21 protein-coding genes and 4 tRNA genes are annotated in these 20,086 nt (G+C 47.9%); 13 read left to right on the top strand and 12 right to left on the bottom strand.

The genetic code is table 11. The features are described 5' to 3' along the window. Positions 1-122: 122 nt before the first annotated feature. The 4 genes from HER31_RS08040 (at position 123) to HER31_RS08025 (ending at position 653) form a co-directional block, all read left to right on the top strand. Positions 123-199 (top strand) — tRNA-Asp (locus HER31_RS08040). A 74-nt stretch (positions 200-273) separates the two neighbouring features. Further along, positions 274-350: transfer RNA gene (locus tag HER31_RS08035), tRNA-Asp, on the top strand. Positions 351-424: 74 nt separating this feature from the next. Beyond that, positions 425-501 (top strand) — tRNA-Asp (locus tag HER31_RS08030). A 75-nt stretch (positions 502-576) separates the two neighbouring features. Then, positions 577-653 (top strand) — tRNA-Asp (locus HER31_RS08025). 164 nt (positions 654-817) lie between these two features. On the opposite strand, the gene HER31_RS18975 is transcribed toward HER31_RS08025, so the two are convergent. Continuing rightward, on the bottom strand, positions 818-1,099 hold the full coding sequence (locus HER31_RS18975) for a type II toxin-antitoxin system TacA family antitoxin (RefSeq protein ID WP_168660089.1): 282 nt from the start codon (positions 1,097-1,099) through the stop codon (positions 818-820). Positions 1,100-1,463: 364 nt separating this feature from the next. Between HER31_RS18975 and HER31_RS08015 the strand changes: the two genes are divergently transcribed. Continuing rightward, on the top strand, positions 1,464-1,907 hold the full coding sequence (locus HER31_RS08015) for an MbcA/ParS/Xre antitoxin family protein (protein ID WP_168660088.1): 444 nt from the start codon (positions 1,464-1,466) through the stop codon (positions 1,905-1,907). Positions 1,908-2,050: 143 nt separating this feature from the next. On the opposite strand, the gene HER31_RS18790 is transcribed toward HER31_RS08015, so the two are convergent. Continuing rightward, entirely contained in the window at positions 2,051-2,164 is a 114-nt protein-coding gene (locus HER31_RS18790; protein WP_238786931.1) for a YgjP-like metallopeptidase domain-containing protein, read from the bottom strand. A gap of 412 nt (positions 2,165-2,576) precedes the next feature. On the opposite strand from HER31_RS18790, the gene HER31_RS08005 reads away from it, so the two are divergent. The 5 genes from HER31_RS08005 to HER31_RS07985 all read left to right on the top strand — a co-directional run bounded on the left by HER31_RS08005 (position 2,577) and on the right by HER31_RS07985 (position 7,931). Beyond that, complete coding sequence (locus HER31_RS08005) at positions 2,577-5,453, top strand: zinc-ribbon domain-containing protein (RefSeq protein ID WP_168660087.1); 2,877 nt, start codon at positions 2,577-2,579, stop codon at positions 5,451-5,453. Positions 5,454-5,654: 201 nt separating this feature from the next. Further along, positions 5,655-6,074, top strand: a complete 420-nt coding sequence (locus HER31_RS08000; protein WP_168660086.1) for a helix-turn-helix domain-containing protein — start codon at positions 5,655-5,657, stop codon at positions 6,072-6,074. Positions 6,075-6,364: 290 nt separating this feature from the next. Continuing rightward, on the top strand, positions 6,365-7,039 hold the full coding sequence (locus tag HER31_RS07995; RefSeq protein ID WP_168660085.1) for a cold shock domain-containing protein: 675 nt from the start codon (positions 6,365-6,367) through the stop codon (positions 7,037-7,039). A 131-nt stretch (positions 7,040-7,170) separates the two neighbouring features. Then, positions 7,171-7,437 (top strand): type II toxin-antitoxin system TacA family antitoxin, encoded by a 267-nt coding sequence (locus HER31_RS07990; protein ID WP_168660084.1) that lies wholly within the window; start codon positions 7,171-7,173, stop codon positions 7,435-7,437. Next, complete coding sequence (locus tag HER31_RS07985; protein WP_168660083.1) at positions 7,428-7,931, top strand: GNAT family N-acetyltransferase; 504 nt, start codon at positions 7,428-7,430, stop codon at positions 7,929-7,931. Before HER31_RS07990 ends, HER31_RS07985 begins: the two co-directional genes overlap by 10 nt. 124 nt (positions 7,932-8,055) lie before the next feature. On the opposite strand, the gene HER31_RS07980 is transcribed toward HER31_RS07985, so the two are convergent. The 10 genes from HER31_RS07980 to parM all read right to left on the bottom strand — a co-directional run bounded on the left by HER31_RS07980 (position 8,056) and on the right by parM (position 16,807). After that, positions 8,056-8,838 (bottom strand): hypothetical protein, encoded by a 783-nt coding sequence (locus HER31_RS07980; RefSeq protein WP_168660082.1) that lies wholly within the window; start codon positions 8,836-8,838, stop codon positions 8,056-8,058. 89 nt (positions 8,839-8,927) lie between these two features. After that, positions 8,928-11,006: a flagellar biosynthesis protein FlhA gene (gene flhA, locus HER31_RS07975; protein ID WP_168660081.1), complete on the bottom strand. Its 2,079-nt coding sequence runs from the start codon at positions 11,004-11,006 to the stop codon at positions 8,928-8,930. A gap of 5 nt (positions 11,007-11,011) precedes the next feature. Next, positions 11,012-12,148, bottom strand: a complete 1,137-nt coding sequence (locus tag HER31_RS07970) for an EscU/YscU/HrcU family type III secretion system export apparatus switch protein (protein WP_168660080.1) — start codon at positions 12,146-12,148, stop codon at positions 11,012-11,014. Between the two features lie 9 nt (positions 12,149-12,157). Continuing rightward, positions 12,158-12,931, bottom strand: a complete 774-nt coding sequence (locus HER31_RS07965; protein WP_168660079.1) for a flagellar biosynthetic protein FliR — start codon at positions 12,929-12,931, stop codon at positions 12,158-12,160. A gap of 1 nt (position 12,932) precedes the next feature. Continuing rightward, on the bottom strand, positions 12,933-13,202 hold the full coding sequence (locus HER31_RS07960) for a flagellar biosynthetic protein FliQ (protein ID WP_168660078.1): 270 nt from the start codon (positions 13,200-13,202) through the stop codon (positions 12,933-12,935). 1 nt (position 13,203) lies between these two features. Then, a complete protein-coding gene (fliP, locus tag HER31_RS07955; RefSeq protein WP_168660077.1) occupies positions 13,204-13,944 on the bottom strand; it encodes a flagellar type III secretion system pore protein FliP in 741 nt (246 codons plus the stop codon). Next, a complete protein-coding gene (locus HER31_RS07950) occupies positions 13,937-14,293 on the bottom strand; it encodes a FliM/FliN family flagellar motor switch protein (RefSeq protein WP_168660076.1) in 357 nt (118 codons plus the stop codon). The genes fliP and HER31_RS07950 overlap by 8 nt, the downstream gene beginning before the upstream one ends. Beyond that, entirely contained in the window at positions 14,286-15,146 is an 861-nt protein-coding gene (locus tag HER31_RS07945) for a FliM/FliN family flagellar motor C-terminal domain-containing protein (protein ID WP_168660075.1), read from the bottom strand. The genes HER31_RS07950 and HER31_RS07945 overlap by 8 nt, the downstream gene beginning before the upstream one ends. Beyond that, positions 15,146-15,802, bottom strand: coding sequence for a hypothetical protein (locus HER31_RS07940; protein WP_168660074.1), 657 nt, complete (start codon positions 15,800-15,802; stop codon positions 15,146-15,148). Before HER31_RS07940 ends, HER31_RS07945 begins: the two co-directional genes overlap by 1 nt. Before the next feature lie 6 nt (positions 15,803-15,808). Then, the gene (gene parM, locus HER31_RS07935; protein WP_168660073.1) at positions 15,809-16,807 is read right to left on the bottom strand and encodes a plasmid segregation protein ParM domain-containing protein; all 999 of its coding nucleotides are present in this window, start codon (positions 16,805-16,807) and stop codon (positions 15,809-15,811) included. A 684-nt stretch (positions 16,808-17,491) separates the two neighbouring features. On the opposite strand from parM, the gene HER31_RS07930 reads away from it, so the two are divergent. The 3 genes from HER31_RS07930 to fliE are packed head-to-tail and all read left to right on the top strand — an operon-like array spanning position 17,492 to position 20,082. Next, positions 17,492-18,439 carry a MotY family protein gene (locus HER31_RS07930; RefSeq protein WP_168660072.1) on the top strand — a complete coding sequence of 316 codons (948 nt, stop codon included), beginning with the start codon at positions 17,492-17,494 and terminating at the stop codon, positions 18,437-18,439. Then, positions 18,439-19,722, top strand: coding sequence for a sigma-54 interaction domain-containing protein (locus HER31_RS07925; protein WP_238786908.1), 1,284 nt, complete (start codon positions 18,439-18,441; stop codon positions 19,720-19,722). Before HER31_RS07930 ends, HER31_RS07925 begins: the two co-directional genes overlap by 1 nt. A gap of 18 nt (positions 19,723-19,740) precedes the next feature. Beyond that, a complete protein-coding gene (gene fliE / locus HER31_RS07920) occupies positions 19,741-20,082 on the top strand; it encodes a flagellar hook-basal body complex protein FliE (RefSeq protein ID WP_168660070.1) in 342 nt (113 codons plus the stop codon). Positions 20,083-20,086: the final 4 nt, after the last annotated feature.

The following is a 20,086-nucleotide window of genomic DNA, read 5'->3' as shown; positions in this document are numbered from 1 at the left end:
GCCAGCTTGATTAAAGTTTGACTGAACAGTTCAGAATGTTGGAAAAAGGGTTTGACGGTGTCGGAACCTTTACTTAATATGCGTCTCGTCTTCGGGACCACAGCGGTTCCAACAGACAGTGCGGAGTGGTAGTTCAGTTGGTTAGAATACCGGCCTGTCACGCCGGGGGTCGCGGGTTCGAGTCCCGTCCACTCCGCCATTTATTAAGTTGCCTTGGCAACAACAGGGAATTGAGTCACCCCAACTCAGTTAGCTGTCTAAACCAGTTTCGGTGGAGTGGTAGTTCAGTTGGTTAGAATACCGGCCTGTCACGCCGGGGGTCGCGGGTTCGAGTCCCGTCCACTCCGCCATTTATTAAGTTGCCTTGGCAACAACAGGGAATTGAGTCACCCCAACTCAGTTAGCTGTCTAAACCAGTTTCGGTGGAGTGGTAGTTCAGTTGGTTAGAATACCGGCCTGTCACGCCGGGGGTCGCGGGTTCGAGTCCCGTCCACTCCGCCATTTTATTAAGTTGCTTTGGCAACAACAGGGAATTGAGTCGCCCCAACTCAGTTAGCTGTCTAAACCAGTTTCGGTGGAGTGGTAGTTCAGTTGGTTAGAATACCGGCCTGTCACGCCGGGGGTCGCGGGTTCGAGTCCCGTCCACTCCGCCATTTATTTAAGCCCATAGCTAGTTGATAGCTATGGGCTTTTTCGTTTTTGTTCTTTGCTATGGCATTATCCGTTAAAGTTGTTCGTGACCCGATCGTGACTTAACGGTGACAGTGAGTGTGATTAGGCCGGTATTCATCTGTGAACCTACATAACGGCGAAGCAGCTACCCTTTACCAAGTACTTTGTTGTGCTCGGAAACAGCCATTTGAAACCTTTTGTTAGGTTTATGCGGTTCATCTAATACATATGAAAAAACAGCTGCATCATCATGACTCAGCCGAAAAGTGCTGCGATTTTTACAGATCTCATTCGCTTGATTGAGTGCAGACTGGATGACAAATTCACTTACTGATTCGCAGCCAGCAAGGCAGCTAGCGACGCTAAGTAGTTTTTGGTCCGTACTCGATAACTTGAGATGCAGTGTTAAATTTGATTCTGGTTTCATAGTCTGTTGCTCAGTAAACAGAACGGATTAGCAAAATACTACCATGGCTATAGCCGTTTGATACGGTATTGAGCTGATTTAGTCTCGTCACCTATAAGATTAAGGGCTTGGGCCCCATGTTCCACACCTCGAAACCCTAATACCGATATCTTCTATTTTTACCTGCGAATTGGGCAACCACAACAATCAATGTTCGTTATTTGGTCAGCTACTTCAAGGGTTATGGTAACTTTATGATGATACGATTTAGTTCGATAGCAAATGCATAGAGTCGATTCATCGCATTCAAAATGCTAGCTTGCAACTATCTAACTCAAAGCGGCTAAAGCTATGTACTAATTGAAGTGAAGGTGGGAACGTTCTTATGGATCCAACTTACTACCGCTCAACTAACGACTGGTCTAATCAGATTAACAGTCTAGTGCCTGATTTTGATTTGAGTACAATCCAAGGGAGATGGCTAGCTGTAATGCCGGGCCTAAAACGTTCAGAGGTTCAAGACGTTGTTGGTTTTTTAGGAAGCGAATCGATTTTCATGTCAGTTCTTGGCGAAGACTATCTGCTTGACGCTGAATCAAATCGGGATGCACGACTCAGTAGTGCAGAGTCAGATCAAGTGGTCGCGATACTCTTTCTTATAATGCAAACTGCGGACGTATTTGGTGATAAAGAACGAACAATTCGCTGGTTGAGTTCGTCGATTCCACTACTCGAAGGAAAAACTCCGACGGAACTAATAGGGCTCGATGTAGGTAGGAGTTTAATTACCCAAGTACTGAAAAAGATGCATTTCGGTGACTTTAGCTAGCCGATCTGGGCGTATCGCCGGCCATGTCTGCGCTGATTCTGCGAAACAGTGGTACGAGATTGGGCACTCTGGAACGCTGATTACCAGAGCAATTCCGTTTGTATACCTAATACTGGCAATCATCATAAGCAGGCGGCAGGCTGTTAAGCAGGTCGCGGCGTTCGCGCCAAGTTGGGAAGGAACTTATCCATCAGATCCTTAAAACGGGCATTGTGTTGGCGTTCTTGCTGGTGAACTAGCTCATGTACTAGAAGGATAAACTCAAGGTACTCAGCTAGCTTTTTTACGAGCTCTAGGTTCTAAATTTGCGCAAAGTTAGAATTGGCGGTAGGTTTGTCAGTAACCATGATTGGCGTTGATCTTATCGATTTCTGGGAAGCACTGAGTAGCTATCCATAAGGAGTTAACTATGCATGCAATGTCGAATGAAAGCCTTCTAATGGCAGCAGGTGTGCTTCAACTTTTCGTTTTAGTGATAGCCTTATATGCCCGCTACCTAGGCAAAAACAAGTAGCACTACGGTTTTTGTGAACGGTGGCGCTGGAAACGGTCTAGGATAGCTGCTGACTCACATGAAACTAGGGAGGCAAAGTAGGCAGTGCTATGGCATACCAATGCAATAAGGTTCCTATTCTAGTGCAGCTCTATAGTTCACGAAATACGGTACCATTGTCTCAAATCACCACTGGCAGCAATTGCTATTACTGGTTCAACTGTTTTTTTTGTGGTGAACGTGTATCGCTGAGTCCCAATTACCTATGCCGCTATGGCACCCTAAAACCACATCGTATTTGCTGCAAGGACGCCAAATGCCGCAGCAAGCAACGTATCCTGCGCGATCGAGATAGCTTCCTAGTAAACGGGAAGCCGAGTTTTGCATCACGCTTCCCCAAACTGGTGCTGGAGTTCGTCCGCTGGGTTGAGCCTCTGCATCGGGGACTATTGACGCTCAACGACGTACCGGGCGATACGCACAAGGAGGCATGGTGGCGCTGCGCCAGAAAGCACTACCATGTATGGCCTGCTCGGCTTTCCAACCGTAACCGGTTCCCTCACTGCCCGTTTTGTCCCGGTGGCGACCGCACTCATATCCGCGACTCTGTATACACTTTGCTCAAGCAGCAGCACTGGTTGGGTTACCTGGCCACTGAGGCACACCGAAAAGCTATGCGCATTAAGGATGGAGCATATATCACTTTGCCGTTCACGTGCCGCCGCTGCGGGGTTGAACGACATCGAACCTACCGACAGTTTGCCGATTACAGCGGATGCACCGAATGCATCAATAGCACCGACACCCGTCGAGAAACCTACCGTGCTGAGCAAGGTACGGTGGCTGATCATGACTGGCTGGCGAAACAGTATTGTTATGATCAGTCAGGGTTAGATCCAAGCAAACGTAATAGCGAGCCGCCAGAGCTCGTTCACGTCGGCTATACGAAATCAGTGCACTGGCTCTGCCCTAGAGGCCATTACACGACGGCCAGTCCAAAGGCCCGATATCAAGATGGCACCATTTGTGGACGTTGCTCGCATCAGCAGACCTCTCGGGCCGAGTGTCTGCTGTATCTGGAAATCCAAGCCAACCTACCCGACGCCGAAGTCATCCACCGTCACCGAGTTGACGGGGTAGAGATTGACATCGCGATTCAGTGGCAACGAATAAAAATTGCCATCGAATATGATGGTAAGCATTATCACAAAGAACAGAAAGTAGCCATACGCGATCAAAAAAAAGACGAAACGCTGCGTGCGGCAGGCTGGCAGGTGATTCGGATACGGGAACAAGGTCTTTATGCGCTGCCAACCACCACGCACACATTATTGAGAAAAACGAATGGCCTTGGCGAACTCCTTCCAGACCTGAGGACGTTATTGCTCCTTGTTGGCAGATTGCTGTCACGCCCAGTGAACCTACCGTCGGCGTTAAATCAATTCGATGTCGCCGCAGGCTACTTCTTCCATATGGTCAACATCGACGCGGCAGAATCAGCGGCGGCGAAGTTTCCGCACTTGGTGTGTGAGCTAGATATCGCTCGCACGCCGTTGCGACTGCATGAGTTGTCGCCGACTTATGACCAATCACTGCCGTGGCGCTGCAGCAAAGATGGCTGTGGACATCGCTGGAAGACGTCACTCTACAGGCGTACGGTGCAAAACACAGGTTGCCCCGCTTGTGCCAACCAGGTTGTTACGGATAAAAACTGTATTCAGGCGCTGTACCCAGACCTTGCGGATTACTTTGATGCTCCGGAGTCCATCGTGCCGGGTTCGGCAAAAAAAACCGGCCTAGTCTGTTGCTATCCGCATCAGGTGGTCGACGGTCAATGGATCGCAAACGGGGCAATCTGTGGTGCATCTATGACACGTAAGCCGGTCAGTGTGTTTATACAACTAAAACAAAAAGGGCAAATTTGGCGGGCAAAATGCAACCACCCTGGGCACCGCCGGATGACCTCTGAGCAACTAACGGAGGTGGCAAAAAAAATAGCGACCACCCATCGCGCACTAAAACAACAACGACTCCTTGAAGCATTAGGTGAAAAATTGCTGGCAGCACTGCCGGATAAGGTGTTAATAAGTTTTTATGCGCTGTCGGAGCAGGGGCTTGAATGTCCCGATTGTGGTGCCGCAAGTTTTCGAGGTCGAAGCGAAGCTCGAGTGCTTCAGCAACTGGTCGATGATCACGGGTTCCGTTGCCCACATTGTCTGGGCAGCGGATGGCGAATCCATCCCTCACGGGCACTAAGCCGGGATCTGACTGTCGCCCATGCGGAAACTGTGATGACAGCGCTCAGTGAACGCGGCTGGCAGGTAGGTCCTTTCCCAAACCGATTGGGACTATCCTACCATGCGGGAGAATACTGGCTTACAGCTACTAGGGGAGAGCAACACCGGGTGACACAGAAGTTGGTCGAATGGCGTCAGTGGCTAACGCAGAACACGACCGGTTGCCCGTGCGCAGACTGCCAGACAGAGAGTTACGCCCAAGCCAATGCCGACAAGAAAGCGGAGTTGCTGGCACAGCTACGGCAGCGCTACCCGACAGCAACACTGCAAGAACTAAGGGATAATCATTACCAGTTGTGTTGTGGCTGTTTTGAAAGGCATAACGGGCAAGTCCTAGCTCACCCGCCTATATGCTGCAGCGCTCAAACTTTGCTGAAACGCCTGACGAAAGATGAGCACCTTTGCCCTGTTTGCTCGTCGCTGGCGGGCGAACGAAGTAATTCGTTTGGCAAGACACTAGCTTTGGCGCAGTTCTTGTGGGCATTCCATGCTAGCATACTAGACCAGCAACCGCTAGCACTCCCTACGTTGGAAGAGACGCCTGAAGCGCCTGTCAATACACGCCTGAGCACTACAAAACAGCGACTGGTCGCACGCTGCGGGGTGGCCGAGCATGGTTGCTCTTCAGGCAATTACGACAACCTACTACGCAACGGTCGTCAAGGATACTGTCGACGTTGCCTGACGGAAGCTGGCTTTAGTTCCTGCAATGAATTTAGTGTCTACCAGCGATCAAGAAACCAATATGAGCAGTGACTGTTTCTAAACAGAACGCGCTCTTACGTCGGCAGTGGACCACCAGGTTTGATACCGTCCGACCTCTACTTTTAACCGCGGTTAAAAATGGGAGCACTAAAACCTTAGGAGGTAAATGCTTCGTTAAGAACATTGTGAGCCATGCGGAGTACGACCGCATTACAAAGCAATACCGTAAAAAGAAACTTAAGAGGTAACACAATGTTAGATATAGCTGTATTGGACAAAGCCGCAGCTCAGTTGCATCAAGTTATGCCTTGGGTGAGCGGTATATCATCACCTGAGCAATATCAAGAACTGATTGCCACGATGGGAGTGCTTATTGAAGATTATGATGCTCATCAGCCATTGATCGACTTGATGTTTCCAGTGATTGAAAGGTATGAAGAAGCTGAGCAGTTTAGTGAGTTCAACCAAGCGATTGATAAGCTCGATTCAGGTATCGCCATGCTAAGATTTATCATCGATCAGCATAAATTGACGTTAAGTGACTTCAAGAATGAAATTGGAGCAAAATCGACGGTATCAATGATCTTGAGCGTAAAGCGCGCTCTAACTATCAACCACATCAAGGCACTATCGGCGCGTTTTGGAGTGCCTGCGTCATTGTTTATTGGCTAGTCAAATGTTTCATCTTTGAGAAGGTTTTAGGCTCTGCCAATCGCTATCGATTAACTCTTTCGATTTGGGTCGATTCTAATGATCGCTTTGTGCCGCCAACAGCCTGTGAGTTGTTGGCCTACGTCTTGATGAATCCCGTATCAAGATTAACCGACTATGAATCTTTACTACTCGCTCGTACAGCCTTCTCTGCCATCAACGATTGCATAACTGGGAATTGCTCGATGATAACTGGTACCAAATCGGCTCTATTAGATAATGCGCTTGCATGGTGTTAATGGATTAGTTTAATGAAAAAAAATGGAACAATTAAAAAAGTATTAGCCGACGAAGGCTTTGGTTTTATTAAATGTAAAGGGCTCCAAAAGGATGTCTTTTTCCATAAGTCAAAAAACAGCACCTTCAGCAAATTAAAGTCTGGTCAGCTTGTTGAATTTGATTTGTTTAAAACCGCAAAGGGTTATGAAGCCCGAAATATGGAAGTGTGCGAAACGACAACCATCGAGCAAAAGGTAAACGGATTCATTTTTACCAAAAACCATAAACCAAAATACGGCACTGTTACTCGATCTACCTATATCGAATCGCCGTGGTTTAACTCGCCTCAAGAGGGACGTAACTACTTAGAGAAAGCCGCGAAACACGCTGGCTGTAACGCCATCTTGAGCCTTGCCTGTGAACGCCAAGAACGCTCAAAAGGCGGTAATCATTATGGTACGTATCACAGTTTTAATGGATATATGGCCGTTGTCACCGAAAACGTTGCGATAAAAAAAGATGAACTTAGTGAAAGTTTTAAAGAGAGCCAACGCATACAATTAAACGCCATCCAGCGCCGCGCCAAATTAGAGTCATTATCAAGTCGCAGCCAGAAAGATGACCAAGACTCATTCGACCCGCACCAATTATTCTCTGCGCTGTTCATATTCTTCGTGATCGCTGCAATCGTTTTTGGCAACTCTTGACCTGTCCGCTGACAATATAGTGTGTTCAAATTGCGCAGGCTAGCCTTGCAAACAGCCTCCTGTGTAGCTATTGACTACACGGGCATGGTTGCTATTATGCTGTGTATCTATTAGATATACAGGATCGGGCTATGGCTACCAAATCAGCTGCTATCAACATGCGAGTGCTACCATCCGTGCGCGAAGTGATTGACGCAGCTGCATCCTTGCAGAGCATGGATCGAACCGTCTTTATCCAACAGGCCGCATTAAACGAAGCGTATAAGGTGCTAGCAGATCAAAAAGACTTCAAGTTGGAACAAAGAGCATTTGAAGCATTTGAAACTGCATTGGATGAACCTGCAAAAGTTAGCGAAGGCGTACAGGATCTATTTCAGAGGAAAAGTCCTTGGGAATAAACAAACCTCGCATCATTACCGACAATGATAGCACTGCCTCGTTTAGTTGCGGTGTAGCCTCTCTGGACGTTTGGCTTCGGCAACAGGCTTTAAGAAGCAATGCTCGCGGGACCGCCAAAACATATGTTGTCACAGACAGCCAAACGGAAGAAGTTGTGGGCTACTACGCGATCGCAATGGGATCGGTATCAAGAAGCTCAGCGTTCAGTTCCTTAAAGCGCAATAGCCCTGATCCCATCCCTATGGTTGTGCTAGCAAGGTCAGCGGTAGATGCGCGTTATCAAGGTCAAGGTGTCGCGATTGGACTGCTCAAAGACTGTATGTTGCGCTCAGTAGCCGCAATGGAGGTTGTTGGTGGTGCAGGAATTTTGGTTCATGCAGTCGATGATCAAGCACGAAACTTTTACACTAAGTTTGGCTTCAGAGAATCCCCTATCGACAGACTTGTATTGATGATAAGAAGCTGCGATTTAGTAGCCTCGTTAAAGAAGTGATTGTGGGAAGCCTAATCACAGATTGCGTATCAAACTATATTGTGAATGATCAATCTTTATGTCAGCGGATAACAGTTACTTAAGACACAGCCCAAGAAAAGCAGCAACGTAATAGAATATAAACCTAGGATGAAACGCTGCCGTGAACATCTTTTGAGCTCGAATATGCATCGTCACCATAATCTCTGGGTGAACCAATGATTTCTAACTGATAGTCAGATAGGCCAAACTTACCTATGGTTGGCTTGCATGTGGCGACTACTCGAACAGACAAATCTTGACCCGGCATGTCAGTCTCTTTTCTGTGATGGCCGCTGGCGTATCCGCTCATCGTAACTTCAAAAGCGGTATCAAGGTCGAAGCGTTCAACTTCTAAATACAGATCTTCGAAAACAGTATCGCTTTCAGCTCTTGGGCAAGATAGCTCCTCACTATCAAGAATATCGTAACTATTTTCGTTGACGCTCTCGCTGATCCTCTCAGCAAGTGACTCATCAGATAACAGTTCAAAGGGGTAGCCTTCTAAAATATCTTGCAGATGGTCGAAAAGCATTTCGCCGGACAGGTCTTCATTATCCGACTCTTCACTTTTGACAATGTTATCGAGCCTTTTGGCAAGAAATGATGAGTCATGATAGAGGTATTTGATTTCATTCAGTCCCTTGTTGCTGAAGCTTTCATCATCCATCATTTCTTTGGCGTCGCTATATCCGAACAGTGTAGCTACGGTGTTGGAAAGCCCATCAAGACTGAGAATAATGTCATCTTCAAGTAGGCTTTGGGAGAGCATATCCATCAACTGATAAGCCGCAGGGAACCGAGAAGAAGCCATTGTCGCCTTATGAACTGCGGTTTGTGCGTTAAATCGTAGTTTTTCGCTGTCGTCTAGCCGCTGCTTTAACAGCATTAGAAAGAGCAACACTTAATTGGTACACAGCTAAGAAAAACGCCTCGAAATGAGGCGTTGATAGTAGTCAGTTAAGAGGCAGTTATTGGTTAATTTATCTGCGCTTGGTTGAGCAAGTTTCGATCCTCAGGAATCTCATTATAGGACAGCACGTGAACGCCCTTAGCGAAGGCCAGTGCGTATCGAGAAATCAGCGGCCTAAGCTGCGGTGATACCAGCAAAATTGGCGCTTGTTGCTGATTTTGCTTAAGCAATTCTGGCATTTGTTGCTGAAGTTTTTGCAGTGTTTTTTGATCAACTGGGAAGCTATCAAGGCTTACTTTTCCAGCCTTCTGAGCATGGTTTAGACCTGCCAGTAGTGCTTGCTCTAAGGCTGGAGCAAGTGTGGTTACTTGTAACTCTTTGTTTGAACCAGCGATTTGACTAACGATGTTAGCTCGGAGGGCACAACGCACATCCGCTACTAATAAGATCGGCTCTTTACTGTTGTCAGCGCTTTCCACCAATGTGGTCGCGATGGCTCGAATATCGCCAATTGGGACGCCTTCTCGCAGTAATAATCTATAGACCTTCAACTGCAATATTGGGGTTAGAGCTGTGCCGAGTGACTCTGCCAGTTTTGGGGCAATCTGCGCCAAGCGTTTATTCAACTCGCTTACGTCATCGTGTTGTAACAACTGATCAGTGGTTTCTCGCAACACCTTACTGATGTGAGTGGCAATTACGGTGGCGTGTTCAACTACCGAGTAGCCCATGTTCAACGCGCGTGCTTTATTGTCTGGATTAATCCATAGCGCTGGCATGCCATAGGCAGGATCCTTGGTGATTTGTCCCTCAAGCTTGCCGTACAGTTGGCCACTTTCAATAGCCATTAACTTCTCTGGTTGCAATTCCGCAGTGGCTATCATCCGGCCGCTCATCTTAATTTGGTAGGCATTTGGTGCTAAACCAAGGTTATCGCGCACACGGATCTCTGGCAGAAGGAAGCCGACCTGCTCAGATAGAGTACGACGCACGCCGGTAAGTCGCTTAACCAGTTCGGCCCCCTTGCTGCGATCAACCAAGTGAACTAAGCGATAACCGACGCTGAGCTCAATTAAGTCCACATGAGGAAGAGCGTCCCAAGTTGGTGCTGGAGCTTCTTCAGTTAACTTTTCAGTTTTCTGCTTTACCTCTTTTGGAACCACTTTGTTCTTTTGCTTGCCCATTCGCCATGCGGAAAACACCAATACCGCAGCGAAGCCGAGAAAAACAAAGGTAGGCATGCCCGGTACGATACCGATGACGGTCATTACTGCTGCGGCAGAAAGTAAGGCAACTGGCGATGCTAACAACTGTTGTTGCAGCTGGTTAGGCATATCTTCCGCACTTGAGGTGCGGGTAACAATAATGGCTGCTGCGGTCGCAAGCAGCAGTGATGGGATCTGCGCCACCAGACCATCGCCGATGGTCAACAGACCGTACACCTTGAACGCTTCGCCAATGCCAAGATCGTACATCATAGTACCGATGCACAGGCCGCCGATGATGTTGATAGCGAGGATCAATAAACCCGCGACTGCATCACCACGGACGAACTTAGAAGCACCGTCCATGGAACCGTAGAAATCCGCTTCATCGGTAACGTCTTTGCGACGCTGTCGGGCCTGATCTTGGCTGATGGCGCCGGTGTTAAGATCCGCATCGATTGCCATCTGTTTGCCGGGGAGAGCATCAAGGGTGAATCGTGCACTTACCTCAGATATGCGCTCGCCACCTTTGGTGATCACCACAAAGTTAATGATCATCAAGATAAGGAAGACAACGGCACCGACGACGTAATTGCCACCGATAACCACATCACCAAAGGCTTGAATTACCTTACCTGCAGCGTCACCACCTTGATGGCCTTCGATCAACACCACTCGGGTCGACGCCACGTTGAGTGTTAACCGCAGAAGTGTTGCTAACAGCAATACGGTTGGAAACAGGCTGAACTCAAGTGGCCGTCGAACCGACACCGATACCAGCAAGACCATAATTGCCAGAATGATATTGAAGGTAAACAGGATGTCCAATAGCCAGCTTGGGATTGGCAAGATAATCATCCCCAGCATGGCCAATAGCAGCAGCGGAACCGCTATCACATTAGTATTTTGCTTAAGCGCAAGTGGCAGTGATTTTAACATGCGACTCAGTTTGGCTCCGTTTGTAGATGGGCTGGTATATGTGGTTGAATTAGTGGTGGTGGCGCGTTCGATTCGCCTCGACGAGCTGCCTGCAGTTGACTGACGTAGCTAAGGATCTGCGCAACTGCACGGTAAAGCGCTGGCGGGATCTGTTGTTCAATTCGGGTGGAGTAATACAGTGCTCGGGTTAAGGTGGGTGCCTCAATAATCTCGAGATCGTATTTGGGCGCAAGTGAACGCATGTACAGCGCCACTTGATCAATCCCTTTAGTTACCACAAAGGGAGCCTCGGCGCGGCTTTCATCAAACTTTAGCGCAACCGCGTAATGTTCGGGATTAACCACTAACACATCGGCGTGGGGTAGCGCTTTACTGGCTCGAGAGCGTGCCATCTGTTGTTGCAGCTGGCGGATTTTAGCCTTTACTTCTGGCTTGCCTTCTTGTTGTTTATGCTCATCTTTGACCTCTTGCTTGGTCATCTTTAAATCGTTAGTGGTTTTCCATAACTGGTAGGGAAGATCGATTAATCCAATCAATAAGGCCGCAATTGCCAATACGAAAATCCCTTCAACCACATAGGCTAACGCTGAGAAGATGGCCTGATAAGGGTGAAGGCCTACCAACATGGGTAATTTAGGGCCCACTTTCAATAGATACCACACCGAGACAGTGATAAATAAAGTTACCTTTAATATCGATTTACCTAGCTCGACCCAAGACTGGCTACCAACAATTTTCTTCAAACCGTTGATCGGGTTTAGCTTGCTGAATTTGGGCAGCAGGAGGCTAATCTGAAACAACGGTCCTTTAGGCAACATTGCGGCTAGCATTGCCGCCACCCATAGCCACAGTGCCGATTGCAGTAAAAACGTAATCAGTGATTTGATCGTCGCGACCAGATGGGCTGCCATCACATCAGGCTGGCGCAACTCCTCAGCAGTAACGATTAAGTTATTGCTGAAAAACTGCCCCAATTGTTCTAACAGCGATTGTCCGTTGACAATGAATAGAGCTGGCGCAGTAAATAAGAGGATGCCACTGGTGAGATCACGGGAACGGGGAACTTGCCCCTGCTTATTGGCTTTCTCCAGTTTTTTCCTACTGGGCTGTTCTGTTTTTTCGCTGCTGCTGGAATCACTCATAGTGCTAACTCAGGGGTGAATACTTAGGTGCAGCATTTCGAGCGCTTGCACGGTGAGATCGCCGTAGCGCATCGGTAACAATTGTTGCAGTAATGCCAAGCAGCCAATCCCCATTAACATCGCCATCGGAAAGCCCAATGCAAAGATGTTGAAGCTAGACGCTGCTCTGTTCATCACACCGAAGGTTAGGTTCACTAATAGCATCGCCACCACGGCGGGTAGGGCGGTCAGTAGTGCTGCTGCCATCAGCCAACTGAATTGCAATGCGAGCTCATACAATGGGAAATCAAAAATGCCTTTACCGACCGGCCAACTATGGAAGCTCATCACTAAGCTTTGCAAGGCAACATTAGGCCCATCCATACCGATAAATAGTAAGGTTCCGTAGAGGATCAACCACTGACCTAGCAGGGCGTGGCTAGAGCCGTTAGCGGGATCGTTCATAATAGCCATCATCAAACCCATCTGCATTGATAGGATTCCGCCCAATACCGATAAAATGTTGAGGCACAGGAATAGTGGGAAGCCCATTAACACGCCCAATAACACCTGCTCTGCACTAAGCAAGACCGCACTGACTGAAGCCGCTTCGACGAGCGGCATCTGTGGCATCAGTGGTGCCGCAATCACCGCAATAGTTAGGCTGAGCAGCAGCTTCACCCGGATTAATATGTGCTTGCTCGACATCATCGGCATAACTACAAACAGGCCCATAATACGGCAGAAAGGCCACCATATTAGGCCGATCCAGGCGCTGATTTGAGCAACGGATAGCTCCAACATGTTAGCTAATCAAGTTAGGAATGTTGAAGAACAGGAAGTTAAAGAAATCGATAATCAATCCCAGCAACCATTGTCCGCACAGCAGTAACACTGCGAGGGTCAAAATCAGCTTTGGCAGGAAGCTCAGGGTTTGTTCGTTAACCTGAGTCGCCGCTTGAAATACCGCAATCAGCACACCCAAGAGTAAGCCGGGAATGACCAACGCAGAGACGGCTTTTATTACCACAATAATGGCGTCGGAAAATACCGAGGTAAGGCTTAGATCGGTCATGCTAGTTCCAATAACTGGCGGTAAGCGTTGCCGATAACATCGACCAGCCGTCGACCAGCACAAATACCATTAGCTTGAATGGTAGTGAGATCACCAACGGCGATAACATCATCATTCCCATGGCCATCAACACACTGGCAACGATGAGGTCGATCACTAAGAACGGCAGGAATAACAAAAAGCCAATTTGGAAAGCGGACTTGAGCTCACTGAGAACGAAGGCTGGCACCAATACCATCAGCGGAACCTCATCATCTTGCAACGATACCGATTCACCGGAGATCCGCAGCATCTGCTCGACATCACTGCGGCGAGTATTCGGTTGGATAAAGTCTCGTAACGGCTTTTCAGTGCGCTCAATCGCAACCACTAAGGAAATCTCACCGGCATCATAGGGAACCACCGCATCGGTATAGATAGCCTTACCGACTGGACGCATAATGGCGAGGGTAAGAACCAGCGCTAGCCCAACCAAAACTTTATTCGGTGGCGACTGCGCCAAACCAATAGCTTGGCGCAAAATGGCTAATACGACGATGATACGAGTAAAACTGGTCAGCATGAGCAGCATTGCTGGTAGCAAGCTGAGTATGGTCATCAGCGCTAAGATCTCGAGCTTAATACTGACTTGCTGAGTCTCGTCGCCATTGGTGAGATTTAGCACCGGCAGTGATAGATCAGCCAACGCCGTTGGTGCTATAAGCAGTAATGCCAGCGCCAAACCGGTTTTAATGTTATTCATGGTCATCTTGCAAAATCGACGGAGCAACTTTCACCAGGCGAATGTTGAGCCAATCACCTTGGCGCCCAAGCTCGGCCTTGCCAATAGCGGTATTATTCACCCGCAGAGTCATTAACGAGTCCTGATGCTCAGGCAGCACCAATACATCGCCACTTTGCAACTGTTTAAGTTCCGCTAGCGGTACAGCCAACCGCGCCATCTCGACGCTTAAAGTAATGGGCAAACCTGGGAAGGCATCGATGTTAGCGTCGGCTTTGCTTTGGTCTACTGGTGCAGTTTCTTCGCCTAACAGCAGGTCGTTAAGCAGATCGTCGTCGTCCATTAGCATTGGTGAATTGGTCTTATTCATCTGCAATCTTTACTACCATGCTGTCTTCTTGGGTGTGAACTTGGCCGCTGAATAGGCGTCTACCAGCAATCGAAATTGGGCTGCTTTGATGGAGATTGATCGGCAAAATATCCCCTTGCTTTAACTCATTCAGGCTGTGCAGTGGAATGGTAATTGATGCCAACTCAACCTCTACCGTAATCGGAACCTGCTCCAGTTTTCGTTTAAGCTCTCGACTGAAATCGCTGCGCTCAGGCAACACCAATGAGCTGTCTGAATAAAACCGATTGGCAAAAGCGGGGGTTAACCACAGTAGCAACGGTGGTAGCTCACAACCGTCAGGCCACTGAACGCAGAACTCAACTCCACCATCAAAGTGATCGGACTCAAGCATACCCAGTGGCTGAACCTGAATGTCATTGGTACGTGGATAATTGCTGTCTAGTTGCTCATATACGCTGGAAAATATCCGCTTTGCTTGGCGCTGTTCCGGTTTCGGTTGCGGCTGCAAAGGAGACAACCACTGAAACTCTTTACTGCCATAGTAGGAGCCCGCAAGTTGCATTAATGAGCATGGGTCAACCCGGAGTATGGCGATCAATTGCTGCTGTTCATAAATGGCAAACAAACGCCAACAAGCCATCTGCGTTGGTTTTTGTACTTCGTGCTCGTTGGCTACAGAGGCTTTAGAGAACTCTGGATAGCCCAAGCGTTGCAGTGGCGTCATTACCTGATTTAATGCCATCAACACCGTTGGGCTCAACTGTTGCCAAAATTGCTGTTGGTGAGTAAATGCTGCGTCGCCAAGGATCAGGCTTCGCTTTTGGTAGTTTGACGTGTGCTCGCCACGATCAATGTAAGATTGGTAATTCATTACCATAGCCCTTTCGCTTTAACGTTGGCGACTTTGGCGATAGCCGCTGCAACTGCAGCCTGCTCATCACTGGTGTGTGCTTCTATCTGGTTGGTTGCTGCGCTACTAGCCGGTGTTGCGGCAGGCAACGCCAGCTTTGCAACTTGTTGCTGCAGTTGCTGTAGTTGGTTACGCAGCTGTTCGTTACCAGCGACGATCTTGTTTGCGGCACTAAGGTGTGCGCTTAGGTCATCATTTAAAGTGGGCGCAGGTCGCTCATCTGTTTTACGAAAATCATCAAAAGCTTGCCGCAAAGACGCCAGCTGGTCGCATTGAGCTTGCTGTTGCAGTGCCAATTCAGTCAGCAAGGGGGCGGTAGCGCTGGCATCAGTATCAGCTAACGGCACTAAATTTAAGTGCTCACATAAGATGTCAATGCCAGCAGATGTTGGACCAAAGCTATTGGCAAGAGCTGCGGGTAGCGTTGGCGCTAGCAGGTGCAAAAACAACCCCGACAGATAGATCTGTCGATTAAATTGGCTAACGGCTTGCGGATCGTGCTGTTGCTGCGCCAACCACTGCTTCAACACAACTAAGGCGTAATCGTGTGCCGGGTTTTCATCAACGTCTAGGGTAAATTGGCAACGGATCTGCTTGGGCCCAATTCGCTCGTTCATGATCGACTACTCAGCGCCAGCGGCATGGTATATGCAAATCTCTTGCGCTAGCGCGGTCTGAGCGTTGTCGACCTGAACCACCTTATCGCCCAAGCTTGGGTAGGCGTTGCTAATCGCATCGACAATCAACGATGAGCCGCCACCCACTAAGTAGACGCGATGTGGGTTTTTACAGAACTTCTTGGCTTCGTAAGCCACTTGGGTGCCTAGCTCATCAATTTTCTCTTCAAGCTTTTGCAAAATTCGTGGGATCTGAGTTTCGTCATTAACCACTTGCTCGATGAAGTCGGTGTCTGTCCGGCGGCGGACTAATTCGTTCGCGACCAAAAAGCTGGCATCGCTATCAGCTGCTGCTAGCACTTTTTTGGCGGCATCGGTAACCATTGAAACGCCAATCTCTTTATTGCCGTAGATATCCGATACTTCATCGAACTCACCAGCAATGACCCCCATGTCGAGCGTGGTACCGCCCAGATCAATGACTAAAGATTTGGTTAGTGGATTGACGTTAGAGTTGACCAACGTTGATAGCACAGCAGGTAAACTCTCTGGCATGACACTAACGTCAACAATCTGAAAAAGCTCACTTTTATTCAAAGTGATGGCGCGCATCAAGTTGTCTTTCTTGCGCTGGATATTGGCTTCGTTCTTTTGACAATCATCTGGGTTGTAGTACTCAGTGATTGGCAGAGTAACCACAATTTCTACTGGCTGAGGGGCAATGCCGGTTTGCAGTAACGCATGGTGAACCGCCAGGAGATTTTGATCATCGTATTGGTAGGCAATGTGAGTTGTTGACAGCGCCTTGTCCGAGGTGGCGTCATAAGTATATTTGGTATTACCTATCAGGTAGTTATATACCGAATTGGTTTGTCGAAGTGCTGCGCTCTTCCAATCTTTACGAAAGGAATTTGGTGAGGTTAATCGTTTAATTTGACCATTATCTAACCAGCAAACTTTAACATTTGTCGAACCATCATCAATTGCAAACTTTAACACGTTCATCTCAACACTGACCAAATAGGGATAGCAATAAATAGAGCGGAGGTTTTTAACACGACAATAGCAGTTCAGGCAAATATAACTAATAAATAGTTCGGTCTATTATATATGGACCAAAATAACCACAGGATGAATTTTGCGCCGAAATGAAGGTTTTTTCATTTTCTGTTGTTGCAAATGTCTAACTCTTTTCTTTTAATGAAATGTAAATTATTGATTGGGCGCTTATATTTGTATGATAGCAAAAACCTTCCAATTAGATGTTGGCTGGTTTTTGTTCATTATGGTGTTGAGTGTGTAACCTTTGGCGCGCAATCGTTTACGCTGATGCTCCTGATCACATTTGTTAGTGTCATTTAGAGATTAATTTAACTAATGTTAACATTTTTTCACAAAAGCATAAGTGCAGAGTAGCTGTATTTGTGGTCACTGCTTTGCCATTTGCCAGTTATTACTGACCTCTATCTTTTTGTTATTCATGGTAATAGACACATTTCTGAATGCTTTCTGAATGAGAGTGTGTTCATTTATAATATTAATTCTAATGAATGGCATTGCGGTTTAATTTGGTCGCACGTAATATCTGCGCGAATTTCTAGTCAGAAATATTCGATTTAGCTGATTAAAATAAAAGCTATCAATTGCGTTAAATAAAACAACTTGAATATGTTGGTGTAAAGTAAATAGATGAATATACGACTTCACAATTTGATATCTACGTTCTTTATGCTGTTTGCCGTGGCAATCAACCATGCCCACGCTTTACCACTAAACGTCAACATAGCCACTGATATCGATTTGGCAAGGTGGGACTATCATGGCAGTAAGTTCCAATGCAGTTTGAGCCACCCTGTTGATGGTTTTGGGGAATATGTACTGTTCAATAAGGCTGGCTACCCATCTCGATTGGAGTTGCATGCGCAATGGTTGCAGCAGCCCGAATCCGAATCACCGATTGAGATTACCTTCCCTGCATGGCAGTCAAAGGAGTCGGTGGTGCCTTATCAAGGGGCACTGCAGTGGCATGCTAATGTGGCCAGCTCAGAGCAACAGGTCGAGCTATTCTTACAGGCTCTAATGCGTGGTTGGCAGTGGCAAACGAAAGTTCATGCCGGTGATCGCCAATGGCAAGTCGTTGCTACCAACGTCAACTCCAGTATTGCGGTAGAACAGTTTCTTAACTGCCAGCAACAGCTATTACCACGTTCGTTCGAGCAGATTCGCAATATTCAATTTAACCTGGCGTCAGGACAGGTGCGTATTAACGAGCAGCAGCAACAAGAACTGAGTGCTGTTGCTGCATATGTAGATGCTGATCCTCGAATTACCAAAGTGATGGTAGATGCGCACACCGATAGTGCAGGAGACTCGCTGGAGAATCTGGTGCTTAGTCGTGCACGCAGTGATGACGTTGTAGAGGGGTTAATCGCTGTCGGGGTTCCAGCTGCAATGATTGAAGCACGTGGCCACGGTGACCGCTATCCCATTGCGAGCAACCGCACTGCCGCAGGAATGCAGCTAAACCGTCGGGTCAATGTCCGTTTATTGTTGAAAGGGCACCAATCGGTAAATGATGCTGGTTCCGAGGTCGACTTGCGTAACACCCTAAGTAAACCTGTCGATGGAGCATGGTAATGATGCTATATCAACTAAACGGCATTGAACTTGATTTAACCCAACAGCGCACATTAGCGAAGTTAGGGTGGCAAGCAGTAACCGATGGTCACAGCGACGTTGCCTTGGTGTCACTGCAAGGCCAAGGTGAATCTCATGTTGCTACTAGCCTCAAACAAGCTGCTGCAACTACCAAGATCGCCTTGATTGAAGCCGACGACTGTAATTTAGCGAGCACCGCGCTGGCCAACGGCGCCGACGATTATCTGCTGCTGCCAATAGAGCCGATCCAGCTAGAACAGCTGTTTGTACGCTTGCGCAAGGTTCACAGCAATGACGGTTCGTTTATTTCGGTTGCTCCGGTGAGCCGACAGATGATGATGCTGGCGCAACGGGCTGCGTTGGTGCCAGCAACGGTACTGCTGACCGGTGAGAGTGGCGTCGGTAAGGAACGGGTGGCCCGTTATATCCACGAACAATCGCCGCGAGCGAAACATTCATTTGTAAGTGTCAATTGTGCCGCAATTCCAGACAGCATGTTGGAAGCGTTGTTATTTGGTCACGTTAAAGGTGCCTTTACCAACGCCTATGCTGAAAAAATGGGTAAGTTTGAGTACGCCAACCACGGAACTTTGCTGTTGGATGAGATCAGCGAGATGTCACCAATGTTACAAGCCAAACTGTTACGGGTATTGCAGGAGCGTGAGGTTGAGCGTCTAGGTAGCCATACGGCGGTGAAACTTGATATTAAGATCATCGCTGCGACCAACAAAGATCTGCGTCAAGAAGTGGCTGCAGGGCGCTTCCGCCAAGACCTATTTTACCGTCTCGACGTTTTGCCGCTGCACATCGTACCGTTAAGAGATCGTTGTGAAGATATCCTTCCCATCGCACAAAGTTTACTTGGCCATTATGAAATGCAGTACAACGCTGGCCAATGTCAGTTCAGCAGCGCAGCCAAAAGCGCACTGATTGCTCACAGTTGGCCCGGCAATGTCCGCGAGCTAGACAACCGCATTCAGCGAGCGCTAGTTATGCGCCATGGCGCGAGTCTACAGCCCAGTGATTTGGGGCTTACAACGCCCAAGGCGGCACCGGTGTCGACAGCAAAAACCATCGCTAAATCAAAAAAGCAGATCGAATTTCAATACATCGTCGACATACTGAAGCAGCAGGGCGGCAGCCGCAGTCGTTGCGCTGAAGAGCTCGGGATAACTCCTCGAGCACTGCGTTACAAGCTTGCTCAAATGCGCGACAACGGCATCGATATTGATGAACAACTCAAAAATGTTGCCAGCTTTTAACAGCAGGAGAATTAAATAATGGCAATTTCAGCAATTGGTACTGAGCTGCTCAATGTCAGCGATGCTGCCATTAAGCAAGATCGGTTTGAAGGCAATATTGCACCGGCAGATTTCGATCAGTTCGTGCAAGGAACCGATCCGGGTTCCTTTGGCGACTTGATGCAATACAAGTTAAACGCCATCAACAACGAACAACTGGCGTCGAGCGAATTGGTCAAAGCGGTAGAGTTAGGCCATAGCGATGATTTAGTTGGGGCTATGGTTGCTACGCAAAAGGCAGGGCTGTCGTTTACCGCGATGGTGCAAGTACGAAATCGACTGGTGCAAGCCCTCGATGAAATTATGAATATGGCGATATAGGATT

Origin of the sequence: Ferrimonas lipolytica (assembly GCF_012295575.1) — a bacterium.
Taxonomy (GTDB): Bacteria; Pseudomonadota; Gammaproteobacteria; order Enterobacterales; family Shewanellaceae; genus Ferrimonas; species Ferrimonas lipolytica.
The sequence above is the reverse complement of the archived record's forward strand: the minus strand, read 5'-3'. Positions and strand labels throughout refer to the sequence as shown.

Excerpts from the sequence above, each read along its gene's own strand:
- flhA (WP_168660081.1), bottom strand. The coding sequence starts at position 11,006 with ATGTTAAAATCACTGCCACTTGCGCTTAAGCAAAATACTAATGTGATA.
- HER31_RS07960 (WP_168660078.1), bottom strand. The coding sequence starts at position 13,202 with ATGACCGATCTAAGCCTTACCTCGGTATTTTCCGACGCCATTATTGTG.
- HER31_RS07925 (WP_238786908.1), top strand. The coding sequence starts at position 18,439 with ATGATGCTATATCAACTAAACGGCATTGAACTTGATTTAACCCAACAG.
- fliE (WP_168660070.1), top strand. The coding sequence starts at position 19,741 with ATGGCAATTTCAGCAATTGGTACTGAGCTGCTCAATGTCAGCGATGCT.
- HER31_RS07945 (WP_168660075.1), bottom strand. The coding sequence starts at position 15,146 with ATGAATTACCAATCTTACATTGATCGTGGCGAGCACACGTCAAACTAC.
- HER31_RS07980 (WP_168660082.1), bottom strand. The coding sequence starts at position 8,838 with ATGCTGTTAAAGCAGCGGCTAGACGACAGCGAAAAACTACGATTTAAC.
- HER31_RS07995 (WP_168660085.1), top strand. The coding sequence starts at position 6,365 with ATGAAAAAAAATGGAACAATTAAAAAAGTATTAGCCGACGAAGGCTTT.
- HER31_RS07965 (WP_168660079.1), bottom strand. The coding sequence starts at position 12,931 with ATGTTGGAGCTATCCGTTGCTCAAATCAGCGCCTGGATCGGCCTAATA.
- HER31_RS07990 (WP_168660084.1), top strand. The coding sequence starts at position 7,171 with ATGGCTACCAAATCAGCTGCTATCAACATGCGAGTGCTACCATCCGTG.
- HER31_RS08000 (WP_168660086.1), top strand. The coding sequence starts at position 5,655 with ATGTTAGATATAGCTGTATTGGACAAAGCCGCAGCTCAGTTGCATCAA.
- HER31_RS07950 (WP_168660076.1), bottom strand. The coding sequence starts at position 14,293 with ATGAATAAGACCAATTCACCAATGCTAATGGACGACGACGATCTGCTT.
- parM (WP_168660073.1), bottom strand. The coding sequence starts at position 16,807 with ATGAACGTGTTAAAGTTTGCAATTGATGATGGTTCGACAAATGTTAAA.
- HER31_RS18975 (WP_168660089.1), bottom strand. The coding sequence starts at position 1,099 with ATGAAACCAGAATCAAATTTAACACTGCATCTCAAGTTATCGAGTACG.
- fliP (WP_168660077.1), bottom strand. The coding sequence starts at position 13,944 with ATGAATAACATTAAAACCGGTTTGGCGCTGGCATTACTGCTTATAGCA.
- HER31_RS07940 (WP_168660074.1), bottom strand. The coding sequence starts at position 15,802 with ATGAACGAGCGAATTGGGCCCAAGCAGATCCGTTGCCAATTTACCCTA.
- HER31_RS07970 (WP_168660080.1), bottom strand. The coding sequence starts at position 12,148 with ATGAGTGATTCCAGCAGCAGCGAAAAAACAGAACAGCCCAGTAGGAAA.
- HER31_RS08015 (WP_168660088.1), top strand. The coding sequence starts at position 1,464 with ATGGATCCAACTTACTACCGCTCAACTAACGACTGGTCTAATCAGATT.
- HER31_RS07930 (WP_168660072.1), top strand. The coding sequence starts at position 17,492 with ATGAATATACGACTTCACAATTTGATATCTACGTTCTTTATGCTGTTT.